At 71.0% G+C, this 17,205-nt stretch carries 15 protein-coding genes and 1 tRNA gene; 4 read left to right on the top strand and 12 right to left on the bottom strand.

The window, feature by feature from the left end:
- Positions 1 to 119: 119 nt before the first annotated feature.
- The 11 genes from KME80_RS04015 to KME80_RS03965 form a co-directional block, all read right to left on the bottom strand.
- Complete coding sequence (locus tag KME80_RS04015; RefSeq protein WP_219500363.1) at positions 120 to 998, bottom strand: glycosyltransferase family 2 protein; 879 nt, start codon at positions 996 to 998, stop codon at positions 120 to 122.
- Positions 995 to 1,894 carry a sulfotransferase gene (locus KME80_RS04010; protein ID WP_308125609.1) on the bottom strand — a complete coding sequence of 300 codons (900 nt, stop codon included), beginning with the start codon at positions 1,892 to 1,894 and terminating at the stop codon, positions 995 to 997. Before KME80_RS04010 ends, KME80_RS04015 begins: the two co-directional genes overlap by 4 nt.
- Positions 1,895 to 2,037: 143 nt before the next feature.
- Positions 2,038 to 3,300: a sulfate adenylyltransferase subunit CysN gene (cysN, locus tag KME80_RS04005; protein WP_219500360.1), complete on the bottom strand. Its 1,263-nt coding sequence runs from the start codon at positions 3,298 to 3,300 to the stop codon at positions 2,038 to 2,040.
- Between the two features lie 4 nt (positions 3,301 to 3,304).
- Complete coding sequence (gene cysD, locus KME80_RS04000) at positions 3,305 to 4,219, bottom strand: sulfate adenylyltransferase subunit CysD (RefSeq protein ID WP_219500357.1); 915 nt, start codon at positions 4,217 to 4,219, stop codon at positions 3,305 to 3,307.
- 21 nt (positions 4,220 to 4,240) lie between these two features.
- Positions 4,241 to 5,005, bottom strand: a complete 765-nt coding sequence (locus KME80_RS03995) for a 3'(2'),5'-bisphosphate nucleotidase CysQ (protein ID WP_219500349.1) — start codon at positions 5,003 to 5,005, stop codon at positions 4,241 to 4,243.
- Positions 5,005 to 6,357 (bottom strand): sugar transferase, encoded by a 1,353-nt coding sequence (locus tag KME80_RS03990; RefSeq protein ID WP_219500396.1) that lies wholly within the window; start codon positions 6,355 to 6,357, stop codon positions 5,005 to 5,007. The genes KME80_RS03995 and KME80_RS03990 overlap by 1 nt, the downstream gene beginning before the upstream one ends.
- Before the next feature lie 193 nt (positions 6,358 to 6,550).
- Positions 6,551 to 7,135, bottom strand: a complete 585-nt coding sequence (pth, locus tag KME80_RS03985) for an aminoacyl-tRNA hydrolase (RefSeq protein ID WP_219500348.1) — start codon at positions 7,133 to 7,135, stop codon at positions 6,551 to 6,553.
- A 60-nt stretch (positions 7,136 to 7,195) separates the two neighbouring features.
- The gene (locus KME80_RS03980; protein WP_219500343.1) at positions 7,196 to 7,810 is read right to left on the bottom strand and encodes a 50S ribosomal protein L25/general stress protein Ctc; all 615 of its coding nucleotides are present in this window, start codon (positions 7,808 to 7,810) and stop codon (positions 7,196 to 7,198) included.
- 99 nt (positions 7,811 to 7,909) lie between these two features.
- Positions 7,910 to 8,851, bottom strand: a complete 942-nt coding sequence (locus tag KME80_RS03975; protein WP_246643989.1) for a ribose-phosphate diphosphokinase — start codon at positions 8,849 to 8,851, stop codon at positions 7,910 to 7,912.
- 22 nt (positions 8,852 to 8,873) lie between these two features.
- On the bottom strand, positions 8,874 to 10,334 hold the full coding sequence (gene glmU, locus KME80_RS03970) for a bifunctional UDP-N-acetylglucosamine diphosphorylase/glucosamine-1-phosphate N-acetyltransferase GlmU (protein WP_219500338.1): 1,461 nt from the start codon (positions 10,332 to 10,334) through the stop codon (positions 8,874 to 8,876).
- A 120-nt stretch (positions 10,335 to 10,454) separates the two neighbouring features.
- Positions 10,455 to 10,526 (bottom strand) — tRNA-Gln (locus KME80_RS03965).
- A 268-nt stretch (positions 10,527 to 10,794) separates the two neighbouring features.
- Between KME80_RS03965 and KME80_RS03960 the strand changes: the two genes are divergently transcribed.
- The 4 genes from KME80_RS03960 (at position 10,795) to KME80_RS03945 (ending at position 15,678) form a co-directional block, all read left to right on the top strand.
- A complete protein-coding gene (locus tag KME80_RS03960; protein ID WP_219500327.1) occupies positions 10,795 to 11,736 on the top strand; it encodes an acyl-CoA desaturase in 942 nt (313 codons plus the stop codon).
- 48 nt (positions 11,737 to 11,784) lie between these two features.
- The gene (locus KME80_RS03955; RefSeq protein ID WP_219500326.1) at positions 11,785 to 12,714 is read left to right on the top strand and encodes a TetR/AcrR family transcriptional regulator; all 930 of its coding nucleotides are present in this window, start codon (positions 11,785 to 11,787) and stop codon (positions 12,712 to 12,714) included.
- An 80-nt stretch (positions 12,715 to 12,794) separates the two neighbouring features.
- Complete coding sequence (locus tag KME80_RS03950; protein WP_219500324.1) at positions 12,795 to 14,855, top strand: RNA degradosome polyphosphate kinase; 2,061 nt, start codon at positions 12,795 to 12,797, stop codon at positions 14,853 to 14,855.
- Positions 14,845 to 15,678: an NUDIX hydrolase gene (locus KME80_RS03945; protein WP_219500322.1), complete on the top strand. Its 834-nt coding sequence runs from the start codon at positions 14,845 to 14,847 to the stop codon at positions 15,676 to 15,678. The genes KME80_RS03950 and KME80_RS03945 overlap by 11 nt, the downstream gene beginning before the upstream one ends.
- On the opposite strand, the gene KME80_RS03940 is transcribed toward KME80_RS03945, so the two are convergent.
- Positions 15,653 to 17,161 (bottom strand): CYTH and CHAD domain-containing protein, encoded by a 1,509-nt coding sequence (locus KME80_RS03940; RefSeq protein WP_219500320.1) that lies wholly within the window; start codon positions 17,159 to 17,161, stop codon positions 15,653 to 15,655. The two genes, KME80_RS03945 and KME80_RS03940, sit on opposite strands and share 26 nt — an antisense overlap.
- Positions 17,162 to 17,205 lie beyond the last annotated feature (44 nt).

The following is a 17,205-nucleotide window of genomic DNA, read 5'->3' as shown; positions in this document are numbered from 1 at the left end:
GGGGGGTGGTGGGGCGCTCGGGGTGTCGTGGGCGCGGCTGGGAGTTGGCGGGGCCGAAGGGGGTGGGAACGGGTGGGTGGGTGAGGGCATGGTGGGGTCCGTTGTCCGGTGGGGCGGGGTCAGATGCCGTGGCCTCGGCGGTGGAGGAGGGCGAGGACGCGGGGGGCGGGGATGAGGCCGACGGCGACGGCCAGCGCGATGGGGGCGCGGGGTTCGCCGAGGCGGGCCGACAGGGCGCGGGAAGCCCAGCGGGCCGCGTCGAGGCGGTGGCCGAGCGCCGCGTGGCCGAAGGCGAGCTGGCCGTAGATCCGTGCCGCGCCGCGTGGATCCACGGCCAGTTCGGGATGCCGGGCGAGCATCCACTCCAGCCCGGCGATGCGGTCGGCCCAGCGGGCGACGTAGTGGGAGGCCCCCCACCGGACCCGGACGAGGGGCCGGTCGGCGCAGGCGATCGGGTGGCGCCGGGCGGCGCGGAGCGCGAGGTCCCAGTCCTCGTTCTGCCCGGCGGGGGCGCTTTCGTCGACCCAGAGCGCGCCGCGCCGGAACAGGAACGTCGAGGAGTGCACCATGACCATGCGCGACCGCGTCAGGTCGGCGGCCGTGACCCGGTCGGCCCCGGCCAGCCGGGTGACGCGGCGGTCGCCGTACTCGATCTCGATGCCGCAGCTCACGAACTCGGCGCCGGTGGCGGCGAGCCGCACCTGGGCGGCGAGCTTGCCGGGCAGCCAGAGGTCGTCGTCGTCGCAGAAGGCGACGAGCTCGGTGTCGCAGGCGGCGATGCCGGTGTTGCGCGCCCCGGGCAGTCCCGGGCTGAGCCGGTTGCCGATCACTCTCGCCTGGGCGGGCACCTGCCGCCGCACGGTCTCGGGCGGCACGCCGTCGGCGACGACGACCACGTCGACCGGGTGGTCCTGGGCGAGCGCGGCGAGCACGGCCTCGCGCAGGAGGCCGGGCCGGTCGCCGCGCGTGGGGACGACCACGCCGACGGGACCGGTCATGCGGTCGCCCTGCCGTAGCCGTAGCGGGCCCGGAGCGGCCAGGTGAGCGCGGCGACCAGCCCTCGGTGGTGGCGCGGCAGCCCTTGCCGCCAGGCGTCGTCGCGGGCCAGCTCGACGCGGCCCACTTTGAAGCGCATCGGGTTGCCCGAGGAGGTATGGCTGGTGGTCAGGTAGGCGGTGGTGCCGTCGAGGAACGGCAGCCGGAACTCGGTGAGCCCGAGCACCCCGGCGAGCCCGGTCAGCGTGGCCTCCGGCGCGGCCAGCAGGTCCTCGTAGCGGATGCGGGTGACGGGGGCGCCGCGCCGGGCGAGGACTTCGAGGGCGAAGTTCTGGGCGTTCCAGTGGACGGCGGTGCGCAGCGGGGTCCAGCGGGTCATCGGCTGCCCGTCCTCGGGTCTGGCCACGCTGCGGCTCCAGGAGTGGGCGACGGCGCGCGGCTCGCGCACCACCTGCACCACCTGGGCGTCGACCCCGGCCTCGACCAGGCAGTAGGCGAGGGAGGCGTGCTTGCTGGAGTCGATCACCACGCGGGCGCCGGCGGCCTCGGCGGCCGCGCGGTAGACGCGACGGTAGGCCCGTACGTATTCGGCCAGGTCGGCGTGGGCGATGCGGGCCACCCGCCGGGTGCGGTCGACGCGGTGGCGCAGGGCGACGACCCGTTCGGCGAGCATGGCCGTCCAGCCGTTGAACGCGTGGTCGCCGACGCGCACCCAGAACGGGCAGACGCTGAACGCCCGGCCGCACCCGCATGCCTCGTCGGCCAGCACGCCGCGCTCCCACAGGTGGACGACCTCGCCCAGGGGCACGACGCCGGGCAGCTCGCCGAGGAGCCGTTCGAGCAGTGTCGTGCCGCTGCGGCCGAGGCCGCCAAGGAAGATCACGCGCGGTTCGCTCACGGGCATGGACTCTCGCATCGCCAACACGGAACGTGGAGACACTAGCGCGGAGAGTAATCATTCGGCCAAGGAACCGGAAATGATCTACCTAACGCGGAACGGCCGGCCGCGGGAAGCGCGACCGGCCGTTTCGGGAGCGAAGCTCAGCGGGAGTCGATGACCATGCCCGCCGCCACGGTGCTGTTGCTGGTCTCGTCGATCAGGATGAAACCGCCGGTGAGCCGGTTGCGCCCGTAGTCGTCGACGAACAGCGGCTGCGTCACCCGCAGCGTCACCCGGCCGATCTCGTTGAGGCCCAGCGCGGTGGCCTCCTCGTCACGGTGGAGGGTGTTGACGTCGAGCCGGTACTGCAGGTCGCGCACCAGCGCCCGCGCGGTGCGGGTGGTGTGCTTGATCGTCAGCTTGGAGCGCGGCGTCAGCTTGGAGGTGTCGGCCATCCAGCAGACCATCGCCTCCAGGTCCTGGGCGGCCTGCGGCTGGTTGTTGGGCCTGGCGATCATGTCGCCGCGCGAGATGTCGAGGTCGTCCTCGAAGCGCAGCGTCACCGACATGGGCGGGAACGCCTCCTCCACCGGCCCGTCGAAGGTGTCGATGGAGGCGATCCGGGTGGTGAGCCCGGACGGCAGGTGGACGACCTCGTCGCCGGGCTTGAGCACGCCGCCCGCCACCTGGCCGGCGTAGCCGCGGTAGTCGTGGAAGGCGTGGTCGGTGGCCCGCTGCGGGCGGATCACGTACTGGACCGGGAAGCGCACGTCGGTCAGGTTGCGGTCGGAGGCGATGTGCACGTTCTCCAGGTGGTGGAGCAGCGAGGTGCCCTGGTACCAGGGCATGTTCTCGGAGCGGGACACCACGTTGTCGCCGTTGAGCGCGGAGATCGGGATGAACGTCAGGTCGGCCACGTTGAGCTTGGAGGCGAACGCGGTGAACTCCTCGCGGATCTCCTCGAAGCGCTCCTGGGAGTAGTCGACCAGGTCCATCTTGTTGACCGCGAGCACCAGGTGCGGGACGCGCAGCAGCGAGGTCAGGAAGGCGTGCCTGCGCGACTGCTCCAGCACGCCCTTGCGCGCGTCGATGAGGATGATGGCCAGGTCGGCGGTGGAGGCGCCGGTGACCATGTTGCGGGTGTACTGGATGTGGCCCGGCGTGTCGGCGATGATGAACTTGCGCCGGGGCGTGGCGAAGTAGCGGTAGGCGACGTCGATCGTGATGCCCTGCTCCCGCTCGGCGCGCAGGCCGTCGGTCAGCAGCGACAGGTCGGTGTATTCGGTGCCGCGGTCGCGCGAGGTGCGCTCGACGGCCTCGAGCTGGTCTTCGAAGATCGCCTTGGAGTCGAACAGGAGCCGCCCGATGAGGGTGGACTTGCCGTCGTCGACGCTTCCCGCCGTGGCGAAACGCAGAATGTCCATCGGTCTAGAAGTAGCCTTCCCGCTTGCGGTCCTCCATGGCGGCCTCCGAGGCGCGGTCGTCGGCCCTGGTGGCCCCGCGCTCGGTGATCCGGGTGGCCGCGATCTCCTCGATGATCTCCTCGACCGTGGCGGCCGTGGACTGCACGGCGCCGGTGCAGGTCATGTCGCCCACGGTGCGGTAGCGGACGACGGCCTCGAACAGCGGCTCGTCGTCGCCCCGCTGGACCACGTCGGCGTCGGGCAGCAGCATGCCGTCACGCTCGAACACCTTGCGGGTGTGGGCGAAGTAGATCGACGGGATCTCGATGCCCTCGCGCCGGATGTAGTCCCACACGTCGAGCTCGGTCCAGTTGGACAGCGGGAAGACGCGGATGTGCTCGCCCTGGGCGATGCGGCCGTTGTAGAGGTTCCACAGCTCGGGGCGCTGGTTCTTCGGGTCCCACTGGCCGAACTCGTCGCGGAAGGAGAAGACGCGCTCCTTGGCCCTGGCCTTCTCCTCGTCGCGCCGGGCGCCGCCGAAGACGGCGTCGTTGCGGTTGGCCTCGATGGCGTCGAGCAGCGTCGTGGTCTGCAGGCGGTTGCGGGAGGCGCGGCGGCCGGTCTGCTCGGCGACGCGGCCCTGGTCGATGGACTCCTGCACGGAGGCCACGATCAGCTTGGCGCCCAGCTCCTCGACGCGGCGGTCGCGGAACTCGATGACCTCGTCGAAGTTGTGGCCGGTGTCGACGTGCATGAGCGGGAACGGGATCGGCGCGGGCCAGAACGCCTTCTCCGCGATGCGGAGCATGACGATGGAGTCTTTGCCGCCGGAGAAGAGCAGACAGGGGCGCTCGAACTCGGCAGCCACCTCGCGCATGATGTGGATGGCCTCGGCTTCGAGTACGTCGAGCTGCGACGTCGTGTAGTCGCGCTGGAGCATAAGCGCTCTCCTCGGGGCGTTTTAGCGGTGCAGGTCCCGAATCCCGGCGAGCAGGGTAGACGCCAAGTCCGGTAGGGAAACCAGAATATCCGGTAGGGAGGGGTCGGCTTGGTTGTAGGTCAGGGTTGAGCCGTCGACGCGGCTGGCGTGGGCTCCCGCGGCCAGCGCGACGGCGACCGGCGCGGCCGAGTCCCACTCGTACTGGCCGCCGGCGTGGACGTACGCCTCGACCTCTCCGGTGAGCACCGCGCAGATCTTGGCCCCGGCCGAGCCGATCGGCACCAGGTCGGCCCCGGCGAGGTAGGCGAGCTTCTGCACGAACTCCGGCGGCCTGGTGCGGCTCACCGCGATGCGGAAGCGGCCGCCTTCGTGGGCGGGCAGCTTGGGCGGCTCGGCGGTGCCGAGCGTGCGGCCCTGGGCGGGCAGCGCCACGGCCCCGGCGCTCAGCGTGCCGCGCTCCCACAGCGCGACGTGGACGGCCCAGTCGGCGCGGCCCTCCTCGGAGAACTCGCGGGTGCCGTCGAGCGGGTCGACGATCCACACCCGGTCGGCCGACAGCCTGCGCGGGTCGAGCCGCTCCTCGCGGGTGGCCTCCTCCGACAGCACGCTGTCGCTGGGCCGCAGCCTGGCCAGCGCCTCCATCAGGAACTCGTGGGAAGCCCGGTCACCGGCGGCCTTGAGCGCGGCCTGGTCGGCGAACCCGACGCGGTCCCGGACCGCCAGCAGGTGCTCGCCCGCCTCGGTCGCCAGGTCGGCGGCGAGGGCGTGGTCGTCGCGAATCGTCATCAGTAAGCTCCTTGCCCGCGTGCGACGGCCGACCAAGTCTTCCACAGGATCTGCAGGTCCAACATGAGGGACCAGTTCTCCACGTAACGCAGGTCGAGCCGGACCGATTCCTCCCATGACAGATCGGACCGGCCGCTCACCTGCCACAGCCCGGTCAGCCCCGGCCGGACGAGCAGCCGTCTGCGCACGTCGTCGCCGTAGCCGGCGACCTCCTCCGGCAGCGGCGGGCGCGGGCCGACCAGCGACATGTGGCCGAGCAGCACGTTGAGGAGCTGGGGCAGCTCGTCGAGCGAGTGGCGGCGCAGGAACATGCCGAGCGGCGTCACCCGGGGATCGTTGCGGATCTTGAACAGCGGGCCGTCGCCGTCGCTGACCAGGGTGATCTTCTGATATTCGGAGCCGCGCCGCATCGTGCGGAACTTCACGATCGTGAACGGCCTGCCGTCCCTGCCGATCCTGACCTGGCGGAACAGCGCGGGCCCGGGGCTGGTGGCGCGTACGGCGACCGCGAGCCCGGCCAGCAGCGGGGCCAGCAGCACGAGCAGGACGGCGGCCACCAGCCGGTCGAAGACGTTCTTGACGAGCTGCCTGGCGCCGGTCAGCTCGGGGTGCTCGACGTGCAGCAGCGGCAGCCCGGCGGCCGGCCTGATCATGGTGCGCGGCCCGGCGACCTCCATGAGCGCGGGGGCCACGACGAGCTCGGTCTGGGTGGCCTCCAGCCGCCAGGCGAGGCGGCGCAGCGCCAGGCCGTCCATCTCGGGACAGGCGAGCACGGCGACCGTGTCGGCGCCTGCCTGCTCGACGACCAATGGCACGTCGCTGAAGTGGCCGGCGACGGGCACCTCGGCCACGCTGTCGAGGGCGGCGTCGTCGGGCAGGCAGGCGGCCACGACGTCCATGCCGTGGTAGCGCTCCTTGCGGAACAGGCGTACGAGCTCGTCCACGGAGGCGGCGTGGCCGACGGCCACCACGCGGCGCAGGCACTCCCCGCGCGCCCGGCGGCGGTGCAGGGCGCGCCGCAGGGCGTGGCGCAGCGCCAGCGTCAGCAACGTGACCAGCGGCAGCGCGAGCACCACGTAACCGCGGGCGACGTCGGCCTTGGTCAGGTAGGAGCCGATGGCGAGCAGGGCGGTGAGCGCGGCCCCGCAGCGCACGATGCGGCGGAACTCCTCCGAGCCCTCGCCGATGAGGCGCGGCTCGTAGGCCCGGTTGAGCGCGACGGCGCCCAGCCACACGGCGGGCAGCGCGACGCTGACCAGCAGATAGGGGAGCGCGTGGGCGCTGACGTGGCCGAACCGGAAGCAGAACGCGGCGGCCGACCCGGCGCCGGCGGCGAGCAGGTCGGCGCCCATCGCCCGGAGCTGGTAGGCGCGCACCCAGCCGGGCACGCGCGGCCCGGCGCGCCAGGCGACGCTGGGCTCGGCTCCGGCGACGGTCAGCAACCCGTCCTGCACGCACGCCTCCAGGTGACGTTCGTCAACGGAATGTCACTAGATCGTAGCCCTGCGTGCAGGCCGCCCAGGCGGGAACGGCGTTATGAGCGGATCAGCGTGGAGGGCCGGAAATGTTCAGATCGGCGCGGTGAAACTCGTTCTGCGTGACGTCGAGGCCGCGCTCCATGAGCGACTCCACCACGTCGGCCGCCCGGTCGACCAGGAACGGCAGGTCCTTGCGCTCGGCCGTGGCGAAGTCCTTCAGCACGAACGAGGCGGGGTCCATCCGGCCGGGCGGCCTGCCGATGCCGAACCGTACGCGCAGGTAGTCGCGGGTGCCGAGGACCTTGGTGATCGACTTGAGCCCGTTGTGCCCGTTGTCGCCGCCGCCCAGCTTGGCGCGCAGCGCCCCGTACGGGACGTCGAGCTCGTCGTGGACCACGATGAGCCGGTCGGGGCCGATCTTGTAGAAGTCGGCGAGCGCCTTGGTCGGCCCGCCGGAAAGGTTCATGTACGTGAGCGGCTTGGCGAGCACGGCGGCCCGCGTCTCCAGCACCTCGGCCCGGCTGCGGTGCGCCTTGAACCGCCCGCCGGCCCTGGCGGCCAACTCGTCGAGCGTCATGAAGCCCGCGTTGTGCCTGTTGCCCGCGTATTCGGGGCCGGGGTTGCCGAGCCCGACGATCAGCCAGCGGTCCATGTGCTTCCCCTCAAGCGGAAAGGGGCAGCCGGCATGCCGACTGCCCCGTGACCGGGATGGTTACTCGGCGGCAGCGGCCTCGGCGGCCTCGCCCTCGGCAGCCTCGCCCTCGGCGCCCTCCTCCTCGGTGGGAGCCTCGGTCGGCTTGGCGTTGACCTGGATGACCACGGTCTCCGGGTCGGCGATCAGCGTGGTGCCCTTGGGCAGGTCGAGCTGGCCGGCGGTGATCGAGGCGCCGACCTCCAGGCCCTCGACGCTGACCTCGACGCCGGTCGGGATGTGCGTGGCCTCGGCCTCGACCGCGATGCTCATGAGCTGCTGGTCGAACAGGCCCTCGGAGTTGACGTCACCGACGGCGGTGACGGGGATCTCGACGGTGACCTTCTCGCCGCGCTTGACCAGGAGCAGGTCGACGTGCTCGACGAAGCCCTTGATCGGGTCACGCTGGACGCCCTTGGGCAGCGCGAGCTCGTCGACGCCCTCGCCGTGGAGGCGGATCAGCACGTTGGGCGTGCGGAGCGCGAGGAGCACCTCGTGGCCCGGCAGGGTCAGGTGCTTGGGGTCGATGCCGTGCCCGTAGAGGACGGCGGGCACCTTGTCGGCGCGGCGGATCTTGCGGGCGGCGCCCTTGCCGAACGTGGTGCGCTGCTCGGCGGCGATACGGACTTCAGACACGACATCTCCTAGGGATGCAGAGTTCGACGGGGTTTTGCGCTCCCCCTCACCCGCCCTAGCGGAAGGCGTTACGAGCGCAACCCTCACAGCCTACCGGGCTCAGGTGTCTCCCTCGAACAGACTGGTGACGGAGCCGTCGGTGAACACCTCGGTGATGGCGCGGGCGATCAGCGGGGCGATGGACAGCACGGTCAGCTTGTCGAAGCGGCTCTCCTGCGACAGCGGCAGCGTGTTGGTGACGATGACCTCGGAGATGCGCGAGTTCTTCAGCCGGTCGACCGCCGGGTCGGAGAACACCGCGTGCGTGGCGGCGGTGATCACGTTGGTGGCGCCCTGCTCGTAGAGGGCGTCGGCGGCCTTGCAGATCGTGCCGGCGGTGTCGATCATGTCGTCGATGAGCACGCAGGTCCGGCCGCGTACCTTGCCGACGACCTCGTTGACCTTCACCGAGTTGGCGACGTCGAGGTCGCGCCGCTTGTGGATGAAGGCCAGCGGGGTGCCGAGCGTGTCGGCCCAGCGCTCCGACAGCCGCACCCGGCCGGTGTCGGGCGAGACGATCGTGGTGTTGGCCAGGTCGAGCTTGTTCTTCAGGTAGCTCTCCAGCACCGGCATGGCGAACAGGTGGTCCACCGGGCCGTCGAAGAAGCCCTGGATCTGCGAGGTGTGCAGGTCGATCGACATGAGCCGGTCGGCGCCCGCGGTCTTGAAGATGTCGGCGATCAGCCGGGCGGTGATGGGCTCGCGGCCGCGGCCCTTCTTGTCCTGCCTGGCGTAGCCGAAGAACGGCATGACCACGGTGATGCGCTTGGCGGAGGCCCGCTTGAGCGCGTCGACCATGATGAGCTGTTCCATGATCCACTGGTTGATCGGGCCGGTGTGGCTCTGGATCACGAAGGCGTCGCAGCCCCGGACGGATTCCAGGTAGCGGGCGTAGATCTCGCCGTTGGCGAAGTCGATCAACTTGGTGGGGGTAAGGGAGACGCCCACGTGCTCGGCGACCTCCTCGGCCAGCTCCGGATACGCGCGGCCGGAGAAGAGCATGAGGTTCTTCTCGCCCGGCTGTTTAATGCTGGTCACTGCTGCTCTCCTGCTGTTGCTGCTCGGCCAGCGCCCGCTCGGCCGCGGCTGCCGACTTCGTGCCCGCGCGCCTGCGCAAGACCCATTTCTCGATGTTGCGCTGACGCGCTCTCGCCACCCCGATCGCGCCGGGCGGCACATCGCCGTCGATGACGGAGCCGGCGGCCGTGTAGGCGCCGTCGCCGATCGTCACCGGGGCGATGAGCATGGTGTCGCAGCCGACGAACGCGCCGTCGCCCACGGTGGTGCGGCTCTTGTTGACGCCGTCGTAGTTCACGAAGACCACGGCCGCGCCGACGTTGACGTCGTCGCCGATCGTGGCGTCGCCCGCGTAGGTCAGGTGTGGGACCTTGGAGCGTTCGCCGACCTGGGAGTTCTTCATCTCGACGAAGGTGCCGGCCTTGGACCTGCGGCCCAGGACGGTGCCGGGGCGCAGGTAGCAGTAGGGGCCGACGCTGGCCTCGGGGCCGATCTCGGCGCTGTCGGCGACGGCGTTGCGGACGACCGCGCCGGCGCCGACCCGGGTGTCGGTGAGCGTGGTGGCGGGCCCGACCTCGGCGCCGGCCTCGATGACCGTGCTGCCGTGGAGCTGGGTGCCGGGGTGGATGACGGCGTCGGGCTCAATGGTGACGCCGACGTCGATCCAGGTGCTGGCCGGGTCCACAATGGTGGCGCCGGCGCGCATGTGGCGCTCCAGCAGGCGCTGGTTGAGCACCTTGCGGGCGTGGGCGAGCTGGACGCGGTCGTTGACGCCCTCGACCTCGGCGTGGTCGGCGGCGACGTGCGCGCCGACCCGGTGGCCGTCGCCGCGCAGGATCGACAGCACGTCGGTGAGGTACTCCTCGCCCTGGGCGTTGTCGGTGGACACCCGCTTGACGGCGTCGGCCAGGAGCGCGCCGTCGAAGGCGTAGATGCCGGAGTTCATCTCCTTGATGGCGCGCTGCTCGGGGGTGGCGTCCTTCTCCTCGACGATCTCCAGCACGGCGCCGTCCGGGTCGCGGACGATGCGGCCGTAGCCGGTGGGGTCGGGCACCTCGGCGGTGAGCACGGTGACCGCGTTGCCGTCGGCCTCGTGCTTGCGCAGCAGCTCGGCCATGGTCTCGGCGCGCAGGAGCGGCACGTCGCCGTAGGTGACCAGGACGGTGCCGGTGATGGCGCCGACCTCCTCCAGCACGGTGCGGACCGCGTGGCCGGTGCCGCGCTGCTCGCGCTGGACGACGGCGCGGGCGTCGGGGCTGGTCTCGGCCAGGTGGGCGCCGACGCGTTCGAGCGCGTGGCCGATGACGACGATGAGCCGCTCGGGACCGAGGTCACGGGCGGCGGAGAGCATGTGGTCGACCAAGGCTCGGCCGCACAGCTCGTGCAGGACTTTCGGGGTCTGGCTCTTCATCCGGGTCCCCTCGCCGGCGGCGAGGACGACGACGGCTGCCGGGCGCGGCACACTCACGGACTGAGGCTCCCTGTGGCTGGACGGTTCAGGGCAGTGGCTACCGCACCGCTACCCTCCCGACATCGTGAGGATACCTGCCCGTCCTGGGCTCTCTCGCGAGGGGGGACGCCCGAAAGGCTCCCGGAAGAGGACTCGAACCCCTACAAAGTGGACCAAAACCACTTGTCCTGCCGATTAGACGATCCGGGATTAATCGGACACCGTGGCGTCCGACACACCCCCTACGATACCGATTCCGCGCCCACCTTCGCCCCCATCTGAGTGTCAGGGCGTTCTCTGGGCAGGGAGACGGCATAACAGACCGTCCCAAAAGCCGCAAGCCATGAAACCCACGCATGTCGTTGGCAAGCCCGTTGCGAAACACACATCGCCGCTTAGGGCTTCCTAACTTACGATGGCGTAGGTTACGTTTGCGTAGCCAGGACAATCACCGCAAACAGCTCGTGAGAGGCAGCCGATGACCGTACTCGCCGAACGCTCGACCCCAGGACCGAAGCCCGACTTCGAACCCGAACCGCGCACCAAGGCCGAACTGATCACGTTCGCGCTGGTCGTCGGGCTCCCGCTGATCGCTATCGGCGCCGCCGTGCCGATCGCATGGGGATGGGGGCTCATCGGCTGGAGCGACGTGGTGATCGCGGCGGTCTTCTACGTCATCTCCGGTCTCGGCGTCACGGTCGGCCTGCACCGCTACTTCACCCACGGCTCGTTCAAGGCCAAGCGCCCGCTCAAGATCGCTCTGGGGATCGCGGGCAGCCTCTCCCTGGAGATGTCGGTGCTCGACTGGGTCGCCACCCACCGCAAGCACCACAAGTTCTCCGACAAGGAGGGCGACCCGCACTCGCCGTGGCGCTTCGGCCCCGGGTTCAGGTCCATGACCAAGGGCCTGCTGTACGCGCACATGGGCTGGCTGTTCGACGCCGACCGGGTCAACCGGGAGAAGTACGCCCCGGACCTGGTCAGGGACCCGGACGTGATGAAGCTCCACCGCTGGTTCGGCGCCCTCGCGCTCACCTCGATCCTGCTGCCGGGCGTCATCGGCGGCCTCGTCACCTGGTCCTGGCAGGGCGCGCTGACCGCGCTGTTCTGGGGCTCGCTCGTGCGCATCGGCCTGCTGCACCACGTCACCTGGTCGATCAACTCCATCTGCCACGTGTTCGGCGAGGAGGACTTCCAGGTCCGCGACAAGTCGCGCAACGTGTGGTGGCTGGCCATCCCGTCGTTCGGCGAGTCGTGGCACAACCTGCACCACTCCGACCCCACCTGCGCCCGGCACGGCGTCCTCAAGGGGCAGATCGACCTGAGCGCCGGCGTCATCCGGATCTTCGAGCGGCTCGGCTGGGCGCACGACGTGCGCTGGCCCACTCCGGAACGCCTGGCGGCCAAGAGAATCTCCTGACAGCACGCCATTATGGGAACCGTGACCGAATCCCGATCTCGCAGGCGTATGACCGGAAGAGAACGAAGAGAGCAACTGATACTGATCAGTCGCACCCTGTTCGCTGAGAAGGGGTTCGACGGGACCTCCATCGAGGAGATCGCCGCGACCGCCCAGGTCTCCAAGCCGGTGGTCTACGAGCACTTCGGCGGCAAGGAGGGCGTCTACGCGGTGGTCGTCGACCGCGAGATGCAGAAACTTCTCGCCATGATCACCGAGGCGCTGTCGGCCACCCACTCGCTGGTCAAGCTGGAGCGGGCCGCGCTGGCCCTGCTCCGCTACATCGAGGAGAGCAGCGAGGGGTTCCGCATCCTGGTCCGCGACTCGCACGCCGCGTCGGGCACCGGCACGTTCGCCAGCCTGATCAGCGAGATCGCGAGCCAGGTGGAGGACGTCCTGGCCGACGAGTTCGTCGGCCGGGGCTACGACCCCAAGCTCGCCCCCATGTACGCCCAGATGCTGGTCGGCATGGTGGCACTGACCGGCCAGTGGTGGCTGGACGTGCGCAAGCCCGGCCGCGAGGAGGTCGCGGCCCACCTGGTCAACCTGGCCTGGAACGGCCTGACCGGGCTCAACCCGCAGCCCACGATCACCCTGGCCACCCGGCCGCAGCCCGTCGCCGTGCCGCAGCCCGCCGTCCCGCAGCCCGCCGTCGCGCCGCGCACCAGCGACAAGGAGCTGCGCGAGCTGGAGAAGGCTCGCGAGCGGGAGCAGAAGGAGGCGGAGAAGATCCGCCAGCGGGAGCTGAAGGAGGCCGAGAAGGCCAGGGTGCGCGAGCTGAAGGAGCGCGAGCGCCTGCTCAAAGAGGCCGAGAAGGAGCGCGAGCGGCTCATGAAGGAAGCCGAGAAGGTCCGCGAGCGCGAGGACAAGCTGCGCCAGCGTGAGGCCCGGCTGGCCGAGCGGGCCGCCCGCCTCGGACAGGGCGAGCCGGGCGACTGAGAGCCAGGCGTCCTGCCAGGCGAATAAGTCGTTGCGGGGAAGTTAACGTTCTGTTCAACCGGACCGGGCATATTCCACGTATGTCCGCTGAACTGCTGCATTCCGGTAACGATCTACCCCTGCCACAGGAGAGGTTCCTCAACCGCGAGGAGAGCTGGCTGCAGTTCAACGAACGCGTGCTGGAGCTGGCCGAGGACGCGTCACTGCCGCTGCTGGAACGGGTCCGTTTCCTGGCGATCTTCGCCAGCAACCTCGACGAGTTCTTCCGCGTCCGGGTGGCCGGGCTCAAGCGGCGCATGGCGACCGGCCTGCTGCTGCGCACCAAGAGCGGGCTCAAGCCGAGCGAGGAGCTGGCCAGGATCGCGACCGTCGCCGACGATCTGGCCCGGCGGCACGCGGCGGCCTTCCACCAGCGGATCCGCCCGCAGCTCGCGACCGAGGGCATCGAGATCGTCCGCTGGGACGACCTGGGCCGCGAGGAACGCACCGAGCTGCGCAAGCTCTTCCGTGAGCGGATCCGGCCGGTCCTGACGCCGCTGGCCGTCGACCCCGCCCACCCGTTTCCGTACATTTCAGGGTTGAGCCTGAATCTGGCTGTCGTGGTGCGCAACCCGGCCACCGACCACACCGTGTTCGCCCGGGTCAAGGTGCCCTCGCAGCTCCCCCGGTTCGTGACCGCGTCCAAGGACCGGTTCGTACCGCTGGAAGACGTCATCGCCGCGCACCTGGGCCAGCTCTTCAAGGGCATGGAGATCGTCCAGCACCACGTCTTCCGGGTCACCAGGAACGAGGACCTGGAGGTCGACGAGGACGTCACCGAGAACCTCATGCAGGCCCTGGAGAAGGAGCTGCGGCGGCGCAGGTTCGGGCCGCCGGTGCGGCTGGAGGTCGAGGACACCATCACCCAGGAGGTGCTCGACCTGCTCGTGGAGGAGCTGGAGCTGGCTCCGCACGAGATCTACCGGATCGCCGGGCCGCTCGACCTGACCGGGCTGCACGCGATCGCCGACCTGGACCGGGGCGAGCTCGGCTACCGGCCGTTCGTGCCCGCCGAGGCGATCAGCTCGGCCGACGACCTGTTCGCGGTGCTGCGCGAGCGCGACGTGCTGCTGCACCACCCGTACGACTCGTTCGCCACCAGCGTGCAGCGCTTCATCGAGGTGGCCTCGGCCGACCCGAGGGTGCTGGCGATCAAGCAGACCCTCTACCGGACCAGCGGCGACTCCCCCATCGTCGACGCGCTCATCGACGCCGCCGAGGCGGGCAAGCAGGTCGTGGTCGTGGTGGAGATCAAGGCCAGGTTCGACGAGCACGCCAACATCTCCTGGGCCCGCAAGCTGGAACGGGCCGGCTGCCACGTCGTCTACGGCGTCGTCGGGCTCAAGACGCACTGCAAGCTCGCGCTGGTCGTCCGCCAGGAGGCCTCCGGCGAGCTGCGCCGCTACTGCCACATCGGCACCGGCAACTACAACCCCAAGACCGCCCGGCAGTACGAGGACTTCGGCCTGCTCACCGCCGACCCGCTGGTCGGCGAGGACGTCACCGACCTGTTCATCCACCTGACCGGCTACTCCAACCACTCGGCCTACCGCCGGCTGCTGGTCGCGCCGCACTCGCTGCGCGGCGGGCTGCTGGCCAGGATCGAGCGGGAGATCGCCCACCAGCAGGCGGGCCGCCCGGCGCGGATCAGGATCAAGACGAACTCGCTGGTCGACGAGCCGATCATCGACGCCCTCTACCGCGCGTCACGGGCCGGCGTGCCGGTGGACCTGTGGGTGCGCGGCGTGTGCACGCTGCGGCCCGGCATCCCCGGTCTGTCGGAGACGATCCGCGTCCGCTCGGTGCTGGGGCGCTTCCTGGAGCACTCCCGGGTGTACGAGTTCGGCCTCGGCAGGCGGCCCGAGGTGTGGATCGGCAGCGCGGACCTGATGCGGCGCAACCTCGACCGCCGGGTGGAAGCCCTGGTCAAGGTCACCTCGCCGCAGCACAAGGCGTACCTGATCGAGCTGATGGACCAGGCGATGGCCGAGACCACGAGCACGTGGTGGCTCGGCTCCGACGGCGCGTGGGTGCGCCACCAGGGCGAGGACCTGCAGAGCCACCTGATCGGCACGCGCCGCTGGAGGACCATTGACGACTGACCCGATCCTGGCCGCCGGCGCCGTCGTGTGGCGCGGCGAGGAGAGCTCCCCCGAGGTGGCCGTCGTCCACCGGCCGCGCTACGACGACTGGACCTTCCCCAAGGGCAAGCTGGAGCCCGGCGAGCACGTGATCGCCGCCGCGCTGCGCGAGGTGCGCGAGGAGACCGGCCTGACCGTGACGCTCGGCCGCGCCCTGCCTCCGGTCCACTACCTGCTCGGCACGCGGCTCAAGCGGGTCGACTACTGGGCCGGGCGGGTGGCGGCTGAGGACCCGTTCACGCCCGGTGACGAGGTCGACGAGCTGCGCTGGCTGTCCCCGGAACGGGCGCGCGACCTGCTGACCTACGAGTGGGACGCGGGCCTGCTGCGCGCGCTGCCCGCCGCGCCGCTGGACACGGTCCCGCTCGTCCTGGTGCGGCACGGCTCGGCGGGCTCCCGCCAGGCGTGGCACGGCGACGACGCCCTGCGCCCGCTCGACGCCGAAGGGAGGGCCCAGGCCGCGACGCTGGCCACGGTCCTGCCCGCCTACCGGCCCAGGACCGTGCTGAGCTCACCCAGCCTGCGCTGCGTCCAGACGCTGGAGCCGTACACCCGCGACATCACCCGCGACGCGCTGCTGGCCGAGGAGAGCCAGGACCCGCGCAAGACCCCGGCGCTGGTCGGCGAGCTGACCGGGCCCGCCGTCGTGTGCAGCCACGGCAAGGTGCTGCCCGGGCTGATCGCCGCGCTCAGCGGGACGGACGCGCACCTGCGCAAGGGCGCGTTCGCCGTGCTGCACCGGGTGGGCGAGCGGGTCGTCAGCGTGGAGCACCACGAGACGTGAGCTTCGCCACCGCCCGCGTCGTCTCCGCCCACACCCCGGGGAACTCCGCGTGCGCCCGCTCGGCCGCCGCCCGTTCGAGCCCGACCAGCAGCCCGTACGTGAACGTATCCTCGCCGGCCTCCCTGGCCGCCTGCGCCTCACGGGCCAGCGTCTCCTGCGCGACCACCCCGTCCTGGTGCGCCCCCAGCACTTCCTGTACGTCCTCCGCCAGCTCGGCGAGCCTGGCCATCGGCTTGCCCAGCGGCCCCTGGAGCGCCTCGGCGATGTAGCGGGCGCGCTTGGCGGCCTTGCGAACGTCGTGCATGGCCAGCTCGCGCGCCTGCGGGTCGGCGATCGCCCGCGCGGTCTCGTACGCCCCGGTCACCCGGGCCCAGCCCGCCTCCGCCACGTCCTGAAGGGTGCTCGCGGCGGGCTCGGCCGCGGCCTTCGTCAGCCGGGGCGCGGCCACCAGCCCGTCGAGCGCGTCCAGCAGCCGGTAGTAGCGCTCGCCGCTGAGCTCCTCGCGGATGCGACCGTAGGCCTCCTGCTCGCGTTTGAGCAGGTCGTCACCGAGGCGTACGCGGATGGGGCCGGTGACGAGCTCGGGCGCCAGCCGGTCCAGCTCGGCGGCGAACCTGGCCCTGGTCACCTCCAGGTCACGGGCCTCGCCCAGCACCTCGCCGAGCCATCGCAACTCCTCCTGCAGTTCGGCCGTGCCCCGGACGATCGGCTTGAACGCCTTGAGCGCGCTGCGCAGCCTGCGGGCGGCCACGCGCATCTGGTGCACCGCGTCCTGCTCGGCCCTCCGTACCCGGGGATCCTGGGAGAGGAGGGCGGCCACGTGGCCCGCCAGGTAGCCGGCGACGGCGTGACCCGCGGTGCCCGGCTCCAGCTCGGCGCGCGGGACCGGTGGCGGGCCGAGGAGCTTGGCCAGCTTGCTGGCCGCCGCCGACGGCGAGGCGCCCGCCTTCGTCAGCCGCTTGCCCACCTTGGCCAGCAGCTTGGCGTCGCCCTCCAACAGCTCGGCCTCGACCTCGCGCCAGCGGGTGACGGTATCGCCGCCGGTTTCGCCGTTCTTGCCGAACACCGTGCCTTTGACACGGTCGTCGGCGATCTCCACGAGCTTCGTGCCGCCGTCGCGCAGGACCGTGATGCTGCGGCGCGTGTCGAGCTCGGCGACCACCTGGAGCTCGGCTCCCCGCGTGTAGGCGCGGACCAGCTCGGCCAGCTCAGCGGGGACGATCCTGGTGCTGCGGGTGAGCGGGTGGGTGATCTCCTGGCGCACGCCCTTGGCCTTGGGCAGCTTCAGATGCCAGCCGGGATCGGCGCCGCCCCGCCTGCGCCGGAGCGTGACGCCCCTGGACGCCAGCCGCAGATCGGGTGTGTCGTAATAAAGGGCGACGAGCCGGAAGGATTTGGGGCCGACGACCTCCGCCAGACCGGTCAGGTCCGGCACCTCGAAGCCGGGGGGAACGTCGAACTTGTCCTCGATCTCGATGCCCACGACACCTCGCAAGAGTCCGGTTCTCCGGACAATGATGTCACCCC

It is taken from the genome of Nonomuraea ceibae (assembly GCF_019396325.1).
GTDB lineage: Bacteria > Actinomycetota > Actinomycetes > Streptosporangiales > Streptosporangiaceae > Nonomuraea > Nonomuraea ceibae.
This window is presented reverse-complemented; position numbering and strand designations above follow the sequence as displayed.